General features: G+C 59.7%; 14 protein-coding genes and 1 pseudogene. 3 read left to right on the top strand and 12 right to left on the bottom strand.

Annotated features, from left to right (window positions below; translation table 11 throughout):
- Nucleotides 1-63 precede the first annotated feature (63 nt).
- The 10 genes from WNZ15_RS22050 to WNZ15_RS22005 all read right to left on the bottom strand — a co-directional run bounded on the left by WNZ15_RS22050 (nucleotide 64) and on the right by WNZ15_RS22005 (nucleotide 11,312).
- Nucleotides 64-1,134: a putative urea ABC transporter substrate-binding protein gene (locus WNZ15_RS22050; protein WP_342895180.1), complete on the bottom strand. Its 1,071-nt coding sequence runs from the start codon at nucleotides 1,132-1,134 to the stop codon at nucleotides 64-66.
- Nucleotides 1,135-1,729: 595 nt separating this feature from the next.
- The gene (locus WNZ15_RS22045) at nucleotides 1,730-1,915 is read right to left on the bottom strand and encodes a hypothetical protein (protein WP_342895179.1); all 186 of its coding nucleotides are present in this window, start codon (nucleotides 1,913-1,915) and stop codon (nucleotides 1,730-1,732) included.
- A 74-nt stretch (nucleotides 1,916-1,989) separates the two neighbouring features.
- Nucleotides 1,990-2,598, bottom strand: coding sequence for a carbon monoxide dehydrogenase subunit G (locus WNZ15_RS22040; protein WP_342895178.1), 609 nt, complete (start codon nucleotides 2,596-2,598; stop codon nucleotides 1,990-1,992).
- Between the two features lie 22 nt (nucleotides 2,599-2,620).
- Nucleotides 2,621-3,436 (bottom strand): XdhC/CoxI family protein, encoded by an 816-nt coding sequence (locus tag WNZ15_RS22035; RefSeq protein WP_342895268.1) that lies wholly within the window; start codon nucleotides 3,434-3,436, stop codon nucleotides 2,621-2,623.
- An 88-nt stretch (nucleotides 3,437-3,524) separates the two neighbouring features.
- The gene (locus WNZ15_RS22030) at nucleotides 3,525-4,751 is read right to left on the bottom strand and encodes a VWA domain-containing protein (RefSeq protein WP_342895177.1); all 1,227 of its coding nucleotides are present in this window, start codon (nucleotides 4,749-4,751) and stop codon (nucleotides 3,525-3,527) included.
- Between the two features lie 4 nt (nucleotides 4,752-4,755).
- Complete coding sequence (locus WNZ15_RS22025; protein WP_342895176.1) at nucleotides 4,756-5,637, bottom strand: MoxR family ATPase; 882 nt, start codon at nucleotides 5,635-5,637, stop codon at nucleotides 4,756-4,758.
- Between the two features lie 209 nt (nucleotides 5,638-5,846).
- Nucleotides 5,847-8,267, bottom strand: coding sequence for an aerobic carbon-monoxide dehydrogenase large subunit (locus WNZ15_RS22020; RefSeq protein WP_342895175.1), 2,421 nt, complete (start codon nucleotides 8,265-8,267; stop codon nucleotides 5,847-5,849).
- Entirely contained in the window at nucleotides 8,264-8,773 is a 510-nt protein-coding gene (locus WNZ15_RS22015) for a (2Fe-2S)-binding protein (RefSeq protein WP_342895174.1), read from the bottom strand. Before WNZ15_RS22015 ends, WNZ15_RS22020 begins: the two co-directional genes overlap by 4 nt.
- A 23-nt stretch (nucleotides 8,774-8,796) precedes the next feature.
- Entirely contained in the window at nucleotides 8,797-9,663 is an 867-nt protein-coding gene (locus WNZ15_RS22010; protein WP_342895173.1) for a xanthine dehydrogenase family protein subunit M, read from the bottom strand.
- 425 nt (nucleotides 9,664-10,088) lie between these two features.
- Entirely contained in the window at nucleotides 10,089-11,312 is a 1,224-nt protein-coding gene (locus WNZ15_RS22005; RefSeq protein ID WP_342895172.1) for an MHYT domain-containing protein, read from the bottom strand.
- Nucleotides 11,313-12,315: 1,003 nt separating this feature from the next.
- Between WNZ15_RS22005 and WNZ15_RS22000 the strand changes: the two genes are divergently transcribed.
- From WNZ15_RS22000 to WNZ15_RS21990, 3 genes are all read left to right on the top strand, one after another.
- On the top strand, nucleotides 12,316-12,681 hold the full coding sequence (locus WNZ15_RS22000; protein WP_342895171.1) for a hypothetical protein: 366 nt from the start codon (nucleotides 12,316-12,318) through the stop codon (nucleotides 12,679-12,681).
- 303 nt (nucleotides 12,682-12,984) lie between these two features.
- Nucleotides 12,985-14,184, top strand: coding sequence for a DUF1611 domain-containing protein (locus tag WNZ15_RS21995; RefSeq protein WP_342895170.1), 1,200 nt, complete (start codon nucleotides 12,985-12,987; stop codon nucleotides 14,182-14,184).
- Nucleotides 14,181-15,317 (top strand): alanine/ornithine racemase family PLP-dependent enzyme, encoded by a 1,137-nt coding sequence (locus tag WNZ15_RS21990; protein ID WP_342895169.1) that lies wholly within the window; start codon nucleotides 14,181-14,183, stop codon nucleotides 15,315-15,317. Before WNZ15_RS21995 ends, WNZ15_RS21990 begins: the two co-directional genes overlap by 4 nt.
- Before the next feature lie 11 nt (nucleotides 15,318-15,328).
- Here the strand turns inward: WNZ15_RS21990 and WNZ15_RS21985 are convergent.
- A pseudogene (locus WNZ15_RS21985) lies at nucleotides 15,329-15,952 on the bottom strand (IS5 family transposase); the annotation flags it as partial.
- A gap of 327 nt (nucleotides 15,953-16,279) precedes the next feature.
- The gene (locus WNZ15_RS21980; RefSeq protein ID WP_342895168.1) at nucleotides 16,280-17,443 is read right to left on the bottom strand and encodes a lipase family protein; all 1,164 of its coding nucleotides are present in this window, start codon (nucleotides 17,441-17,443) and stop codon (nucleotides 16,280-16,282) included.
- Nucleotides 17,444-17,460 lie beyond the last annotated feature (17 nt).

The raw sequence follows: 17,460 nt of genomic DNA, 5'->3' as shown, positions 1-17,460 counted from the left end.
CGGAGGGAGAGGCAGCGGCACGGCAGGAGTGATCACGCCTGCCCTGCCGCCTGCGTTTCACGATCAGAGTTCGCCCTTGGCAGCCATCTCGACATAGGTGTTGTCGAAACGGAGTTTCACGTTACTGCTGTTGCCGAAGACCGATCCGTCGGCAAATTCGACACCGACGAATTCGGCGGACTGGGCGCCTTCACCCAGAATTCCGTGATCGAACAGGAAGGTGGCGACGAACTTCATTGTCTCCTTCAGCTTGGCATCGCTCGTGAAGGCAAGCAGATCGTCCGGCTTGTAGAAAAGCGCGGTTGCGGCAAGTTGAGCCTTGTAACCTTCAAGATCGGTGCCGGAGGCGGCCGCCATCGATTCAAGCGCCTCCTTGCCTTCCGGCGTGTCCGACGCCATCAGGGAGAGAACCTCGAACCAGGCACCGGCAAGCGCCTTGCCGAGCGCGGGATTGTCCGTCAGCGTCTCCGTGTTGACCATCATCGCATCGATGATTTCGCCCGGAATTTTCGAGCTGTCGTAGACCAGTTCGCCTTCCTTGGTCGCCAGAATTTCCGACAGCATCGGGTTCCACGTCGCGACCGCGGTGATGTCCGCATCGTCGTAGACTGCAAGCATGTCCGCATCGGACGTGTTGACGACGGTGATGTCCTTCTCGCTCAAGCCGACACTCTCCAGTCCGCGGGCCAGGAAGTAGTGCGAAACGGAAAGTTCGACGAGGTTGACATTCTGTCCCTTGATCGACGCGAGATCGCCGCCGTTCTTCAGGATCAGGCCATCATTGCCGTTGGAATAATCACCTGCGATCAGTACAGTCGTGTCGATTCCGCTTCCCGACGGGATAGACAGGGCATCCATGTTGGTCATCGCGCAGGCGTCGTATTCACCGGCCGTGTACTGATTGATGGATTCGATATAATCGTTGAACTGGGTGATCTCGACGGCGATGTCGTATTTGTCGGCCCACTTCTTCATGATCCCGGAATCCGAGATGTATCCCCAGGGCATCCAGCCCGCATAGATGGTCCAGCAGACCTTGAAGTCTTTCTTTTCCTCCGCCTGACTTGCGGACAAAGACAGCGGCGACATAAGCGCTGCGGCGATCAGGGAAATTTTGGCAATTGAATTCAGCATCTAGGCGCGTCTCCTGTGTGGGGCCAGGCCAATGAAAGGCCCGGATTGGCTCATCAGGTTCTTGCGCACGGCCGGGAGCAGGTTCGCGCGCGCGAAACCTCGTGCAGTTGTCTCCCGGGTTTTTGTCCCGCCGTGTCACCGGTCTATGTCGGCAGATGCCTTATCGACCGGCTTGCGCCTCTCGGTCCTGCGTCGTTTCCGACCGGATCCCTAGGCGCGCTGCACAGCACCAGACGATGCAAGGGGAGGGCCAATACCGAAATAAAAATTGATATTGCAATAAATTCAGAATGTTAAACACAGATACACGCATGTAGGCGCGGCACCGGGACCGGGGCCCTTCTGCCGCCTGATTAATAAACAGGCGGGCGTGACCAGTTTGCACTCATGACAGGACAACAGGGATTGCGACGTGGGCCGACGACGACGGCGTCTCTTCCACAATGCACGACATTCCATCGCCCGGAACGATCAGGCCTCCAACCGTTTCCGATTGGAGGCCTGGTGTTTGGAGATCTGGTGTTCTTGCAGGGCGCAGACCTGCCGCCGGCAATCCGGTCCCCGACGAACCGGGTTCCGCCAGCAGGATCCGGACTTAACCGGCGAAAGAGCAGATCTGCAGGAGCGGCGCCAGATGCCGATCCGCCAGCCCCAGGCAGCAGGAATGCGCCACCATCAAAAACGCCGTCAGGGCGGACCCGGTCGTCAATGCCAACAGCAGGGACGGATCCCTGAACATCTCCGTCATTCCGCTCTCCCGGCTCAATTCAACATGCGTCATGCTACGTTCTCCCGACCGGAAAGCCAATGGCGCTAGGGCCATCGGCACCGGCATCTTGCCATTCGTCTGTTTCTTCACTCGGCGGGTTCTTCGGATTTTTCTGCGCCGCTGTCCTGTTTCTTGCCGCCACCAAAAAGTCCGCCCAGCCAGCCCGCCTTTTTCTGCTCGCCAGCCGCTGGCGGTGTTTCTTCACCGGCCGCAGCCGCCGCTGGCTCGGCATCCGCTTCTTCATTGCCCCCGCTCGGCGCGACCTGCTCCGCGAAAGCGGCAAAGAATTCGCCGGCAAGACGCTTCGACGTAGAATCGATCAGGCGCGCGCCCAGTTGCGCAAGCTTGCCGCCGATTTTCGCATCCACCTCGTAGTGGAGGATGGTGGCCTCCGGACCGTCCTCCTCAAGACGGACCTTGGCAGCACCACGTGCGAACCCGGCCACGCCGCCTGAGCCTTCACCGTCGATCGTATAGCCATTCGGAGGATCAAGATCGTTGAGCGTGACCTTGCCGCCGAAGGTTGCCTTGACCGGGCCGACCTTCAGCCTGACCTTGGCTTCCATCTCCGTTTCGGAGTGCTTGATCAGTTCCTCGCATCCCGGGATCGAGGCTTTCAGGACCTCCGCATCGTTCAGAGCTTCCCAGACCTTCTGTCTGGGGGCCTCGATCCGCTGGCTGTCGGTCATTTGCATAAGGGTGTCTCCGATTGTCCGTTCAAATGTGTTGAATGTGGCTTTGGCGCTGGCCTTTCCGGCGCAGCATCAGCAGTTCCGCCAGGATCGAGAGCGCGATCTCTTCAGGCGTGATCGCTCCGAGATCGAGACCCGCCGGGCCCTTGACACGCTCGAGATCGGCAGCCGGGATCCCCTTGTCCGCTAGCTTGTTCTTGAGCGTCTGCAGCTTCCGCCTGCTGCCGACAAAACCGATGTGGCACGCCGGCTCCCTGAAGGCCTCCTCGAGCGCCGCGAGGTCGCCGCGCCCCTGTGTCGACACGACGATATATCTTTCGCCCTGAACCGGGCTCCGGTCCTGGTCCTCGTTGCCGCCCCCCTCGATCCTGGTGGCCGCGGACGGAAACGCGGTGAGGTCATCTGTGGGCGCGCGCACGGTGACGTCGAAGCCGATGGACGGCGCCTGGACGGCGAGCGCGAGCGCAACAGGACTTGCGCCGTAAAGGAACAATTTGGGACGGGGAAGCACCGGCTCGATGAAAATATCCATCGTGCCCTGGCTCGGACACATGTTCTTCGCGAACTGCACGCCCTCGCGCTCATCGCCCGGTTCGACGCCAAGTTCGGCGAGCAAATCCCCCGGCTGGATCGAAATCAGCCTGGTTTCACCGTCCTCGAACGCGGCTTTCGCCGCCTTGACGACCGCTGACCTGGCGCAGCCTCCGCCGATCCATCCCGCCACGATCTCGCCGTTGCGGTCGACAACGGCTTTTGCGCCGGCCTTTGCGGCGGTCACTGATATGGTGCGCACGACCGTTGCCAGCACGAAGGGTTCGTTGTTGCCCTGCAAACGGCTCATCAGCAGGGACAGGTCATTGCCGGGCGCCCTGACACCTTCGGCTGTTATCGCCGGAACGGAATGTTTCACCGGTTCATCCCCCATGGATTCAGAGCCTTGCCAGATAGGGTTCGAGAGCGGCCAGACTGTCCAGATTGTGCGCGGGCGCAAACAGATCGATATACGGCATCGCAGCGCTCATGCCTCCCGCGGTCGGCGCGTATCCCTGCCAGCCGATCAGCGGGTTCAACCAGACGATCCGCTTGCAACGACGCCGGAGCCGGGCCATTTCTTCGCCCAGGAACGCCGGTTCGCCGGTATCGTAGCCGTCGGACAGGATCATCACGCAGGTCCGCGAATGAATCACGCGGGCCGCGTGCCACCGGTTGAAATCCGCCAATGCCTGACCGATTTTCGTGCCCCCGCCGACGCCCTGCGCCATCAAACCCATCCGGTCGAGCGCGCGGCCGGCGTCCCGTTCCGACAGGGCGGAAGAGACATGAACGAGGCGCGTATGGAAAAGAAAGGCTTCCGCTTCCCGGAAATTATCCAGCATGCCGTGCACGAAGCGTGTGAAGACGCCGGTGTAATTGTTCATAGACCCGGACGCATCCAGCAGGATGACCAGCCTGAGCTGGCGCTCCCGTGGCCCTTTCCGGATCAATTGGATCGGCGTGCCACCATGCGCGATCGAATGACGGATGGTCCGCCGAAGATCGAGCCGCCGGCCTTTGCGTTTCTGCCGGTCCCTACGCGTCAGCCGCACGCGCATCGAGCGTGCCAGACGTTCGGCAAGCGCATGCGCCTTTTCAAGGGCTTCCGGATCCTGGATCTTGCGAAAGTCGACCTGGCCCAGGCTCTCGGCAAGGCTTGCGCCTTCCCGGCGACCCGAGGGCGTTTCGCCGGTGTCCTCTTCTTCCTCACCCGGCACACGTTCGACATCCCCGGCGATGGACTCCTGCCGGTTGCCTTGGGCGTCCATCAACTCGCGAACGGTCTTTGTCCCCTTGCGCGTGCTGCTGCCGGCGACTTTGACGCCCGACTTGACACCTCGGCCGGTCCAGAACGCATCGAAGATCTCGTCGAACCGCTGCCAGTCCGACAGCCGGCCGCAGAAAAGCGCGCGATAAGCTCCCTTCAGACCCGACGGCCGGTTCATCAACGGCGTCCGGAGCAGAGAAAGCGCATCGTGTGTCTCCGCCAGCCCCACCTTGAAGCCGCTGTCGCGCAGGGAACGGACAAAACCGGCCAGCCGGAACCGCAGGACGACACCGATATCATCGCGGCTTTCAAGGGTCAGGGAGGTTTGGGCGTCAGGGGCGGGAAGGGCGGGCATGGCGTCAGGCAACCTTGCCCATGAGCCGGTCGGCGACCTCGGGCGTCACCCGGGCGCGGTCCTCACGGGTCTTGAGAACACAGGCAAGCGTGTCGTAAACGAGCGTGCGGCTGTCATGCAGGTTGCCCGCGCCCAATCCCAGCAGCGCCGACGCCCAGTCGATGGTTTCCGCAACGCCCGGCACCTTGGCGAGATCTTCCTTGCGCAACTTGCCCATGAGTTCGGCAATCTGAAGGGCGAGGGCGGCATCGAGCCCCTCCACCCGCGACAACAGGATGCGTGCCTCCCGGTCCGGCGACGGATACTCCACATAGTGATAGAGACAGCGCCGGCGCAGGGCGTCCGACAATTCACGGGTGCCGTTCGATGTCAGCACGACGCGGGGAATGGACGTCGCGGCCACGGTCCCCAGTTCCGGAATCGAGACCTGATAGTCGGACAGGATTTCCAGAAGGAACGCCTCGAATTCCTCGTCCGCCCGGTCGATCTCGTCAATCAGCAGCACCGGCGCGCGGTCCTGGCGGATCGCCGCCAGAAGCGGACGCTCAAGAAGATACTTCTCGGAAAACACCGCCTCTTCGACGGCGTCGGCGCTCTCGCCGGATCCTTCATGGGCCTTGATGGCGAGCAACTGACGCTGATAGTTCCATTCGTAGATGGAATCGGACCGGTCGAGCCCCTCGTAGCATTGCAGGCGGATCAACTCGGTGTCTTCCAGACGCGCGAGAGCCTTGGCGACCTCGGTCTTGCCGACGCCCGCTTCGCCTTCCAGCAGCAGCGGGCGGTTCAGCATCTCCGTCAGAAGCAGGGCGGTTGCCAGCCCTTCGTCGGCGACATACCCGGTTTCCGCCAGAGCGCTTGCCACTTGTTCCTTGGTCTTGGTCATAAGGTCCGTTCTCTTCAAACCTTCGTATCGTCATTGCCGGACGTGATCCGGTGCTCCATGCCGTGTCCCTGCCGGATCCGAACCGCCTGAATCAGGGGCAGGGGCAAGGCATGGAGGCCACGGTCGTGCCATGGAATGACGGGGCAGGAGAGGTTCGGGTTGCAAACCTCTCCCCTCGTGAAGAGGTGGCATGCGCCACCTCCCTCAGGTTAGCCGTGCGCGCCGAGGTCCTTGGCCGCCTGCCAGATCCGCCAGGCGTCATGCGGCATCTGGACATGCGTGGACCCCAGGAACTGGAACGCATCGTTGACGGCGTTCGAAAACGCCGGGACGCCACCGACATTCGGGCTTTCGCCGACACCCTTGGCACCGATCGGGTGATGCGGGCTGGGGGTCACGGTGTGGTCGGTTTCCCAATGCGGGGTTTCGACAGCCGTCGGAATGAAGAAGTCCATGAAGGACGCACCGAGCACGTTGCCCATCTCGTCGTAGCGGATCTCCTGACCCATCGCGATGGCGAAGGCCTCGGTCAGGCCGCCATGCACCTGGCCCTCGATGATCATCGGGTTGATCCGTGTACCGCAATCGTCCAGCGCATAGAAGCGCCGTGTCTTGGCCACGCCGGTATCGACGTCGATGTCCATCACGCAGAAATAGGCACCGAAGGGATAGGTCATGTTGGGCGGATCGTAGTAGCTGACCGCTTCCAGACCCGGCTCCATGCTCGGGGGCGGCGCGTGATAGGCGGCCCAGGCGATTTCCTTCATCGACTTGCGCGCCTGCGGATTGCCTTTCACCTGAAAGCCGTCAACGTCCCATTCCAGGTCGTATTCCGAGACTTCCAGCATATGGGCCGCGATCATCTGCGCCTTGTTGCGGATCTTGCGCGCGGCAAGGGCAATCGCGGCGCCGGCCACCGGCGTGGAGCGGGACCCGTAGGTGCCAAGACCGTAGGGCGCCGTGTCCGTGTTGCCTTCCTCGACCATGATGTCGGCGGCAGGGATGCCAATCTCGGTCGCGATGATCTGCGCCCAGGTGGTCTCATGGCCCTGGCCCTGGGACTTGGTGCCCATGCGTGAGATCACCGACCCGGTCGGGTGCACGCGGATCTCCGCGCTGTCGAACATCGCCACGCCCAGGATATCGCAGTTCTTGGACGGACCGGCACCGACGATCTCGGTGAAGAACGACACGCCGATCCCCATGATCTCGCGGGTTTCACCGCGCTGGAAGGCCTCCTGCTTGGCCTTCTGCTCGGCGCGCAGCTCGCGGTAGCCGATCGTGTCCATCGCCTTGTGCATGGCGGTGTGGTAATCGCCGCTGTCATATTCCCAGCCGAGCGCCGACTGATAGGGGAACTGTTCCGGCTTGACGAAATTCTTCAGGCGCAGATCCGCCGGATCCATGCCGAGCTTCTGGGCCAGAATGTCCATTCCGCGCTCGATGCAGTAGGCGGCTTCCGTAACCCGGAACGAACACCGGTAGGCCACGCCGCCGGGCGCCTTGTTGGTATAGACACCGTCGACTTCCAGATGCGCGACCGGAAAATCATAGGACCCGGTGACGATGTTGAAGAAACCGGCTGGCCATTTGGACGGATCGGCGCAGGCGTCGAAACCGCCATGATCCGCCAGAACGTGGACCTTCAGACCGGTGACCGTGCCGTCGTTCTTCGCCGCGATTTCGGTGGTCATGTGATAGTCGCGGGCAAAGGATGTGGTGGACAGGTTCTCCATCCTGTCCTCGACCCATTTGACCGGTATCCCGGTCACGATCGACGCGACAATGGCGCAGATGTAGCCCGGATAGGCACCGACCTTGTTGCCGAAGCCGCCACCGATATCCGGCGCGATCACATGAATCTTGTGCTCCGGGATCGTCGACAGCAGCGAAGCGACCGTGCGGATGACATGGGGCGCCTGGAACGTGCCCCAGATGCTCAGCTCACCGGTGATCTTGTCCATGGAGGCGACGCACTGGCAGGTCTCGAGCGGAGACGGATGCGTGCGGTGGTAGGAGATCATCTCCTTGATGGTGACATCGGCCTCGGAGAAGGCCTTGGAGGTCTCGTCCTTGTCGCCCACTTCCCAGGTGAAGATGTGGTTGTGGTGCTTGCGCGGACCATGCGCGCCCTCGGTCTTGCCTTCCAGGTCGGGCCGCAGGACCGGCGCGTCGGCATCCATCGACTTGAACGGATCGACCAGGACGGGCAATTCCTCGTAATCGACTTCGACAAGCTGAATGGCGTCGTCGGCGATGTAGCGGTTTTCCGCCACCACGAACGCCACTTCCTGGTTCTGATAGAGCACCTTCCCGTCGGCCAGAACCATCTGGACGTCGCCCGCCAGGGTCGGCATCCAGGCAAGGTTCACACCCTTCAGGTCCTCGGCCGTCAGCACGGCGATCACGCCCGGAAGCTTCAAAGCCTCCGTGGCATCGATCCTGGTGACCTTTGCGTGCGCATAGGGCGAGCGGACAAAATCACCGAAGACCATGCCGGGAAGCTTCAGGTCGTCGACATACTGGCCCTTGCCCTGTGTGAAACGGACGTCTTCAACGCGCTTGCGCTTGCAGCCCATGCCTTCAAGGGCGGCTTCGCGCTGTTCCCGTGTCGGGGTCATGTCATTCATTCTGCAGCCTCCTGAAAATCAGTGCCGTTCAGCTTGGCCGCGGCGTACTGGATGGCCTTGACGATGTTCTGGTAGCCGGTGCAGCGGCACAGGTTTCCCGAGATACCCATGCGGATTTCGTCTTCCGTCGGATCCGGGTTTTCCTTCAGCAGCGTGTGCGCCCGCATGATCATGCCCGGCGTGCAGAAACCGCACTGCAGTCCGTGCATCTGCCGGAAGCCTTCCTGCAGCGCCGACAGGGTGCCGTCCGGATTGGCCATGCCTTCGATGGTGTTCAGCTCGGCGCCATTTGCCTGCGCCGCGAACAGCGTGCAGGACTTCACCGACATGCCGTTCATCTCGACCGTGCAGGCACCGCAATGCGAGGTCTCGCAACCGATATGCGGCCCGGTCAGGTTCAGGTCTTCCCTGAGAAAGTGGATCAGAAGCGTGCGTGCTTCCACGAAGCGCTGCACCTTCTTGCCGTTGACGGTCACTGTGACCGGGATCTGTTCATTGTCGCTCATGTGTATCTCCCTCAGTCCCGATCTCAGCCCCTGGCCCGTTCCGCGGCGCGCGCAAGCGCCCGCTGCACCATCAGGCCGGCCATTTTCGTGCGGTATTCGGCAGGTCCGCGGCCATCGGAAGCCGGGTCGGTGATGGCTTCGGCGGCAGCAACCGCGCGCTTGACGGTGTCGGCATCCAGTGTCGAACCGGTCAGGATCTCGCCGGCCTCGGCTGCAAGAAGCGGCGTGTCGGACACGTTTGTGAGCGCCACGGAACACATGCCGACCGTTCCGCCCGACATCGTCAGGACGACGGCGGCTGCGGCCGTGGCGTAGTCGCCGACCTTGCGCTTCAACTTTTCGTAGGCGTAGCCGTGACCGTCGGCCAGACCCGGTATCTTGACGGACGTCAGAATTTCTTCCGGTGCCAGGGCCGTGAAATAGGCGGCTTCGTAAAAGTCGCGCGCGGCGACTTCGCGGTCGCCGTCAGGTCCCGTCAGCACATAGGACGCGTTCAGGCACTGCATCAGGGCCGGCATGTCGTTGCCCGGGTCGCCATTGGCGACATTGCCGCCGAGCGTGCCGACGTAGCGGATTTGAGGGTCGGCGATCATCAGGGCCGTTTCCCGGATGATCGGCAGCTTCGCACCCAGAAGATCCGAGCCGATCAGTTCGGCTTGCGTCGTCATGGCACCGATGGTGATGGTTCCGCCGTCTTCCGAAACGCCTTTGAGCTCGGCGATGCCGGCCAGGTCGACCAGATGTTCGGGTGCAGCCATGCGCAGCTTCATCATCGGGATCAGGCTGTGCCCGCCCGAGAGCGGACGCGCCTCGTCGCCGTGACTGACCAGGATGGCAACGGCTTCGGCTACCGACGCCGGCCGGTGGTAAGTGAATTCGCCAGGGATCACGTCTCTCTCCTCCCTCATGCGGCCCTCATCGAGGGACCGGTTACCGGAGGCCCGGCGTATCGTGCCGGTCGCGCCATCCTCCGGCGGACTGTGTCCTGCCTCCGGAACGGGGACAGTTTGTCACATGCACGCAAGAGTGCGGATGTGTGCACTGCACACTCAAGACAGCATGCACAAACGGCATGCGCATTTACACGGATGACGGGATTTAACGCACGAAATACGGCATCGTCACTGACGTATCTCAGGCATCACAGCGTAAGATTGAAATTTTTTATCTTTATTTTCTGTACCTTATAGGGATTTTTTGAAATTCCATGAACACTACCTATTGGTGTATTCTTCAAGAGCCCTTGCACGAACGGCGTATTCCCGCATTGTCCCGGAAACAAAAAACCCGACACGCGGCACGGTTCATTTGAGGATCATTGTGCGGCCGCGGGATGTTCCACCGAGGACGATTTGTCGGCAAGAGCCATCAGGCGCGCCCGCACCCGTGCCCATCTCGACCGGCTGACCGGGACGGACAGGGCTTCGTCGCCGGCCAGCACGAGAATGCCGCCATCGCCGGATCGCCGGAAACTGACCACGTGGTGCAGATTGACGATATGGCTGCGGTGCACCCGGTTGAAGGTCTTGGCGTCGAGATGCTGTTCGGCTTCGCTGATCGACAACGGGCAGAAAAACTCCCGGCTGCCGTCATAGAGCCGCGTGTAATGGGCGTCGGCGTGAATCGCATGGATGTCGGGAATGCCGATCTGGGTCTTCTGACCATCCCGTTCGATGGGCAGGGCCCGTTTGACCGATGGCGCAGGCGCGGGCGCTGCCGCGGCCTGCAGGCCAGCCGCCGCCTTGGGCGGCAACACCGGCTCTGTTTCAGGCATTTGCTCGGCTGCGTCGCCGACGGCATCGGTTGTATTGTTCAAGCCGTCCGCGTCGCTCGCGCCGTGGGCCGGCACCAGCGCCAGCAGAAACAGGCCGGACACGAGAAAGGCAACGCAGGAGACAAGAATCGCCAGCATCGAGGGGCTGAGCGCAGGGGCCCGGAAACCGGCCGGAAGCTGCATCAGCTCAAAGGTCAGGCCGGCCATTGCCGTGTAATGCATCGCCGAGATGGCGAGAGCGAGCACGATGGCCGAAACCACGATCGGCGGCCGCCGGCCCAGACCGAACAAAAGCCACATGGCCAGTCCCGCCGCGTTGAACGCGACCAGGAAACTGGCCAGCACATAGGCCGGGTCGTGCTGCATGAGGAGCGAGCCGTGCAGGGCATACATGCCCAGATAATGCATGGTGCAGATCCCGCTTCCCATGACAAAAGCGGCCAGTCCCAGCCGGATCGGCGTCAGGCGGGCGTTGCTGGCGGCAAAAACGGCGATCCCGACCACGAGCACGCAGACCAGAAAGGACAACAGCGTCGGCAGCACGAGGAAATCGACGGCGACCGGCAGCCGGGCCGCCAGCATGCCGACGAAATGCATCGACCAGATGCCAAGCGACAGTGTCAGCGCGGCGCCCGCAAGCAGCATCCGCCTTCGGGCCGCAGCCGCCTGACCGACCTGCACCGCAAGGTTCAGCCCGACAAAGCTTCCCTGAAACGCCATCAGGAGAGAGAGTGCCACGAGCCATGGCTCGTGCATCACCGACATGCCGACATTTCCCTCCCAACTGACAAAGCGCTCCGAAGCACCGCGATCCTCAGTGACAAATGATAAGCGAAACTGACAGAGGCGGCAAATGAGCTTTGATGCCGTCATGAAAATGCGTTGGTTGATCACACCCTCAGGTAGATCCCCATGACACCGTCCATTCGCCGACACCTTCGAAGTCACAGGATCGAACCGCCCCGGCAGTGTCGTCCAGAGGCTCGGGCACCGGTCTTCGCATCGTCCATTAAGCCAGCGAGGACGACGCAGCAAGAATTGGCCTCATCGGAGGCCGGGAACACGGAATGGAGAGTTTGACGCGGTTTCACGCGGGGGAAATGTAACGCGAAATCACAACTGGCAGGTCCGGGTATTCGGTCTGGCGCGCAGAAAGACACAACTCATCGGACAAACGGCCAATTGGAAAGACAGGACGGGGACAAAGAGCAAGAAATTTGAACCGCATGGTAAGCTACTCTCTGCACCTGCTGATAGGGGAGTAGTTTAAATTTTCTGAACGACCTGAAAGCATAATTTTATGAGTACGTAACCCAAACGCATCCGGAAATTTTGGCGTATCGAATTTTCGTATCCCTTAAAATCTTTGGGACACACCTTGGTAACCTGTTCGAAACCTTCGGATCACTTCGAATTGGTATCTTCCGAACGCTAACTGCTCGTCATGTTTCGAACATACAAACCAGTCTCCAGGAAAGGTAATTTCATTAAACGTTATGAAAAACGCCAAAAAATTACTGGCTTATCAAAAAGAATGATAATCTTTCTAAGATTAAGTCATGTTTAAATAGCAATATTTTCAAAAAAAGACTTTTTACTGCAAAATAAAATAAAAATATATAAATGGACATTATTTATTTTTTCATATATCCTATATTTGAAGATCACCCGTCTTTGGGATTTTTCTAAAAATCAGAATAATTTAACTGAGCGCTAATCTTGGCGCCGGTTTTTCCGTTTCGACGACAGTCGAACGAAAGGATAATTCATGCAAATTCCATCCGTACTTCAAGGTGAGTCTAGAACCCGCCTTTTGCAGGGAGCAGCTCTGGGAGCCGTCATCGCAATAACGGTTGGATTTGGATGGGGCGGTTGGACACTTGGCAGTACAGCAGCAAAACAAACCGCAGAAGCGTCCACGAAGGCTGTCGTCGCCGTCCTGGCACCAATCTGTGCGGACAGGTTCCAGAACGAAACCGATGCCGCCAGCAATCTGGAAACCCTGAAAAAAGAATCTTCATTCAAACAAGCCAGTTTTGTCGACAAAGGCGGTTGGGCAATTCTACCTGGCAACGAGAAGGCAGGAACTGGCGTCGCAAAAGCCTGCGCTGCGATCCTCAATGACTTGAAGTAGTCAACGGAGGGAAGGGCACCTCAACTGCCGGACCGTCAAGAACATGAGAACAAGAATTCCCGGTGAAAAATGATTTTCAGCCCCGGGTTAGCGCCTGATAGGGCGCAATCACTTCACTAATTTCTCCCGAAACCAGATTCAGAGCGGCCCCGGGGCCGCATGGACAAGGGCGCAGATGGGAGACAGCAACGACATCAGCAAATCGATTCCAATGTGCCATCGCGTTGTTCTTGAACATGCGTCAAGGCACGCGATGGTATGCGCAATCCTGAAGTTGCTGAGATTCCGCCGCCAGGAGCTACCATGACCAAAACCCCCACGACTCGGCTTAAAAAAGCGAACAAGATCATTCACCTGCCTTTCGTAAAGAAAACGGAATCGACGGCGGTTGCGACGGTTGCAGATCCTGAAAAAGGTGTCCCCGCGACTGCAATTGTCTATTGCGAGGCGAACTTCGGCTTGATCGACGGCAAGACAGCCAACGGCCTGGTGCGCCACTCCGAGAAATACAAAATCATCTCGGTCATCGACAGCAGCAAAGCCGGCCTCGACGCTGGTAGTGTGCTCGACGACAAGCCCAATGCAATTCCGATATTTCGCGATCTCGACGAAGCCTTGCAGCACGCCGAATGCATTCCGGACTATTTTATTTATGGAATGGCACCGGCCACAGGCATGTTGTCCAAAGCTGAACGTGCGATCGTGCTGGACGCGATCGATCGGGGCATGAATATCGTCAACGGGCTGCATGAATTTCTCAATGACGACCCGGAATTTGCTGCAGCCTGCAAAGCGGCAAACGTGGAGATCCTCGACATCCGCAAGCCTCGGGCCAAAAACGATCTTCGCCTGTTCAGCGGCCGCATCAACAAGCTTACGTGCCCCCGCATCGCGGTACTCGGCACTGACTGTGCCATTGGCAAGCGAACCACGGCAAACGTTCTGACCCAAGCCCTCAACAAACGTGGTATCAATGCGGTGATGGTCACCACCGGCCAGACCGGAAAGATCCAGGGCTCCCGCTACGGAGTGGCACTCGATGCCGTTCCATCACAATTTTGCTGTGGCGAGTTGGAAGCGACCATCATCGAAGCCAGTGAAGGTGAAACCCCTGACGTCATTCTCATCGAAGGGCAAGGTGCATTAAGCCACCCAGCCTTCTGCACGTCAGCATTCATTCTGAGAGGTAGCGTTCCGGACGCGGTCATCTTGCAGCATGCTCCACGCAGGACGCATAGATGCGATTTCGAACACATGAAAATGCCGACACCCCGATCCGAGATCGATCTGATACAGGCCTTTGCTGACACAAAGGTCATCGGTCTGACAATCAATCACGAGCACATGTCCGATACGGAAGTGAGCGCTGCCATTACGGCCTTTGAGGCTGAACTCGGTATTCCGGTTACAGATGCACTGACGCGCCCAGCAGATCTTCTGGTGGACATGGTCCTGTCGTCGTTCCCGGAACTCGAGAGGAAACAAGTTGCGGCTGTAGTGTGACCGCGCCACGGCTGGTAGTCAGTCTCAAAAAGATCCACCACAATGCATCTGTCCTCGTTGCCCGACTTGGACGCCTGGGCATCTCTGTTACCGGCGTCACGAAGGCTTGCATGGGGCAACCACGGCTCGCCAGAATGCTGCTTTCGGCAGGCATCAGGTCGCTGGGCGATTCTCGCATTGAAAACATCGAAAGGATGCGATGCGGTGGCATATCCGCACCAATCACCCTCATACGTTCGCCAATGCTGAGCCAGGTTGATCGCGTCGTCAGGTATGCCGACACGAGTTTCAATTCGGAGCTCGACGTAATCAGCGCGCTGTCGACTGCCGCCGTCAAATCAAACCGCAGACACAGTGTGGTGCTCATGGTCGAGCTGGGAGACCTGCGGGAAGGAATTATGCCGGGAGATCTTTTAAAAGCCGCACGTCAAACACTTCGTTTTCCAAATATCGACCTGAAGGGTATTGGTACCAACCTTGCTTGCCGGAGCGGTGTCTCACCGGACAGCAACAATATGGGTGAGCTGTCCCGTCTGGCCGTCTTACTCGACTCCGCTTGCGGTGCGGTCACGAGCGTCGTGTCGGGTGGCAACTCTAGCAATCTCAAGTGGGCATTGTCCGGGGCCGGCACGGGTCGTATCAACGATTTGAGGCTTGGCGAGGCAATTCTGCTGGGGCTGGATCCACTTGACCGCGCGCCCCTCGCGGGCCTCTACACCGATGCTATCGTACTGGTCGCGGAAGTCATCGAGTCCAAGGTGAAACCATCCCAGGCCTGGGGGAAAATTGCACAAACAGCATTTGGCGACAGTGTAAGGACCAGGGACTGCGGCACCATCAGTCAATCGATCCTGGCCATTGGTGAGCAGGACATAGATCCGCTTGGACTGACACCGCCGCCAGGCATTGAGATCCTGGGAGCCAGCAGTGATCACCTCATGCTAAACACAAGCAAGCATCCCGTGACGGTCGGTTCGGAGATTGAATTTCAGCTCAACTACAGTGCTTTGCTGCGCGCAATGACCTCATCGTTCGTCACCAAGAAATTCAGCGAGCCGAACAAGAACAGGCCATTCACCTCCGGTTTTTCAATAGGTTCACGACAACGCGAGGAACTTCAGCGTTGGCACTAGGTTTGGTCTCATTAACTGAGCCAGAAGATGACGGTTGCGGCGATGCATATGGCAGACATGAAGGAGTGGGCACAGCGGTCGTACCACGTGTGGATACGGCGCCAGTCCTAGAGTTTTCCGAACATGTTCTCGATCTTGTGGCGTCGGCGGCAGAGCACCGGGTCGTGGGGGAGATGGACCTTGCGATTGGTCTTCGAGGGGATGCAGGCTGCGATTTTGCGTTTCGCAAGCGCTTCTCGAAACCACTCGGCATCATAGCCTTTGTCACCGAGCAGGGCTTTGGCCTTCGGGAAGGCGTCGATCATCAGCGCTGCGCCCTTGAAGTCGCTCGTCTGACCTTCGCTCAGCAGCATGATCAGGGGAGGCCATGACCATCACAAACGGCATGGAGCTTGGAGGTCAGGCCGCCTTTGGTACGTCCGATACGTCGGGGTAGAGCCCCTTTTGAGCAGGCTGGCAGCCGTTCGGTGAGCCTTCAGATGGGTTGCGTCGATCATCAACTGGTCCGGCTTGCCACCCTTTGCCGCCAGGTTTGCGATGATCTTGTTGAACACACCCGTGCGGCTCCAGCGGATGAAACGGTTGTAGATCGTCTTGACCGGACCATACTCTGCAGGAGCGTCACGCCAACGCAGAAGAAAGTTTTGTCCTTTCGCGGGAAAGCGGCCGCCCCAAGTGCGCGCGATGCGCCTCCTGTGCCTTATACCAACCGCAACAAATAAGGACCTATTTGATGGCTTGTTCAGGGTCGTCGGCAAGACGCGGGGCGCAGATCGGCCTGGTTGGCGGTCGAGGGATGCAACGCAGTCCGGCGGTCCTGAACAAGCCACCGCAGGCCACGACATGAGACCGCTCCGCAGCGTCGCGCGTCATGGTCGATCTCCCGGATCGCCCTGCGCCCCGCTCCTCGCGGAACAATCGCATGTCATGGTCAAACAGGTCCTTATTTATTGAGGTTGGTATTAGCGAAAACTCCTGATCGCCTGCATTGCAAAGCCACCAATGACGGTGACCAGCATCGACAGCAACCAGCGCAGGAACGCCGCAGTGAGTTTTGCGCCTTTTGCGAGCAGCTGCTTGCCAAGGAAGCGCATGACAACATTCACGAACTCCACGACCCGCTCTGCCGCAGCAAGAGAAGCTGCTGCCATGCTGGACAGCGCTGCGGCCATCTTGTCGAGAACGGTCGCACCTCCGAACAGAGCGAGGCCTGTAACAGCCCCCGCAGCTTCAAGCAAAATTCCGAGGATCTTTTCGATGAGCCTCAAGACGACAATCGAGTGCATCGCGGGCCCGACCGCGGCCGATTGAGCCTGGGCAAGCAGATCGTCAACCGTATCCAGTGAAAAGCGGCGATGGGCGATCACCGGCAGGCCCGTCCAGCCACTCTGGCCAACAGACTTTGCGTAGGAGTCCAGCAAATGGGCACTGACGCTGACCAGGGCACCGGGGCCCCGCAGCAAATAAGCCACCTCTCCAACCGGGATATGACAGAACGGAAAAATCGGCACCATCGGCACCGGGTCCGTGTCGTGATAGACCCGATAGACGTTGCGCGTCCCGAGAGCCTTCGTGACCACCTGGGCGTGGCTGTCCACGCCAGCTCTTGGCGCGCCATAGGTGTAAAGCTTGATGCCGGCCGTGCCGATCAGCGCTTCCGCCAGGATTGTTGCCGCCGCGCCTCCCAGACTGTGTCCGACGATATGGAGCGTGCCGGGGTTCCGGCCGCGCAGAGCGGTCTGCACCTGTCCGAAAATGCTCGCCGCGACATTCTTGAAGCCTTCGTGAACCGGTAGACCGAGCGGACTGCGCGCGGCGCTAATATGAGCATCCGTCATCAGATCATGAACGGAGGTTGGTTCTGTCCCCCTTACGCAAATGAGCGTTTCTCCGTGTCTGGGTGTACCGGCCTTGCCATGCGCGACATAGCCGAACCCGGTCCGGCTCGAACCGCCCGGTATGCTGAGCCCGGAAACACCGGTGAAGCGGGACCCGGACGCAATGTCAAAGTGTTCTCCTCCAGGTCCGGCGGCCTGGACCGCCGTCAACAGATCCGAATCGAGCCGCATCGCATAGGCGCTTTGCGCCAGCTGAACCGTTTGGGCTGGGGACAGGGGAAGGGGCAACGGCGCTCTCCGCTCTT

Source organism: Roseibium sp. AS2 (genome assembly GCF_038900065.1).
GTDB lineage: Bacteria > Pseudomonadota > Alphaproteobacteria > Rhizobiales > Stappiaceae > Roseibium.
The sequence above is the reverse complement of the archived record's forward strand: the minus strand, read 5'-3'. Positions and strand labels throughout refer to the sequence as shown.

What these genes read in the sequence shown, in the direction of transcription:
- WNZ15_RS22050 (WP_342895180.1), bottom strand. Translation starts at nt 1,134, where the DNA reads ATGCTGAATTCAATTGCCAAAATTTCCCTGATCGCCGCAGCGCTTATG.
- WNZ15_RS22045 (WP_342895179.1), bottom strand. Translation starts at nt 1,915, where the DNA reads ATGACGCATGTTGAATTGAGCCGGGAGAGCGGAATGACGGAGATGTTC.
- WNZ15_RS22040 (WP_342895178.1), bottom strand. Translation starts at nt 2,598, where the DNA reads ATGCAAATGACCGACAGCCAGCGGATCGAGGCCCCCAGACAGAAGGTC.
- WNZ15_RS22035 (WP_342895268.1), bottom strand. Translation starts at nt 3,436, where the DNA reads ATGAGCCGTTTGCAGGGCAACAACGAACCCTTCGTGCTGGCAACGGTC.
- WNZ15_RS22030 (WP_342895177.1), bottom strand. Translation starts at nt 4,751, where the DNA reads ATGCCCGCCCTTCCCGCCCCTGACGCCCAAACCTCCCTGACCCTTGAA.
- WNZ15_RS22025 (WP_342895176.1), bottom strand. Translation starts at nt 5,637, where the DNA reads ATGACCAAGACCAAGGAACAAGTGGCAAGCGCTCTGGCGGAAACCGGG.
- WNZ15_RS22020 (WP_342895175.1), bottom strand. Translation starts at nt 8,267, where the DNA reads ATGAATGACATGACCCCGACACGGGAACAGCGCGAAGCCGCCCTTGAA.
- WNZ15_RS22015 (WP_342895174.1), bottom strand. Translation starts at nt 8,773, where the DNA reads ATGAGCGACAATGAACAGATCCCGGTCACAGTGACCGTCAACGGCAAG.
- WNZ15_RS22005 (WP_342895172.1), bottom strand. Translation starts at nt 11,312, where the DNA reads ATGTCGGTGATGCACGAGCCATGGCTCGTGGCACTCTCTCTCCTGATG.
- WNZ15_RS22000 (WP_342895171.1), top strand. Translation starts at nt 12,316, where the DNA reads ATGCAAATTCCATCCGTACTTCAAGGTGAGTCTAGAACCCGCCTTTTG.
- WNZ15_RS21995 (WP_342895170.1), top strand. Translation starts at nt 12,985, where the DNA reads ATGACCAAAACCCCCACGACTCGGCTTAAAAAAGCGAACAAGATCATT.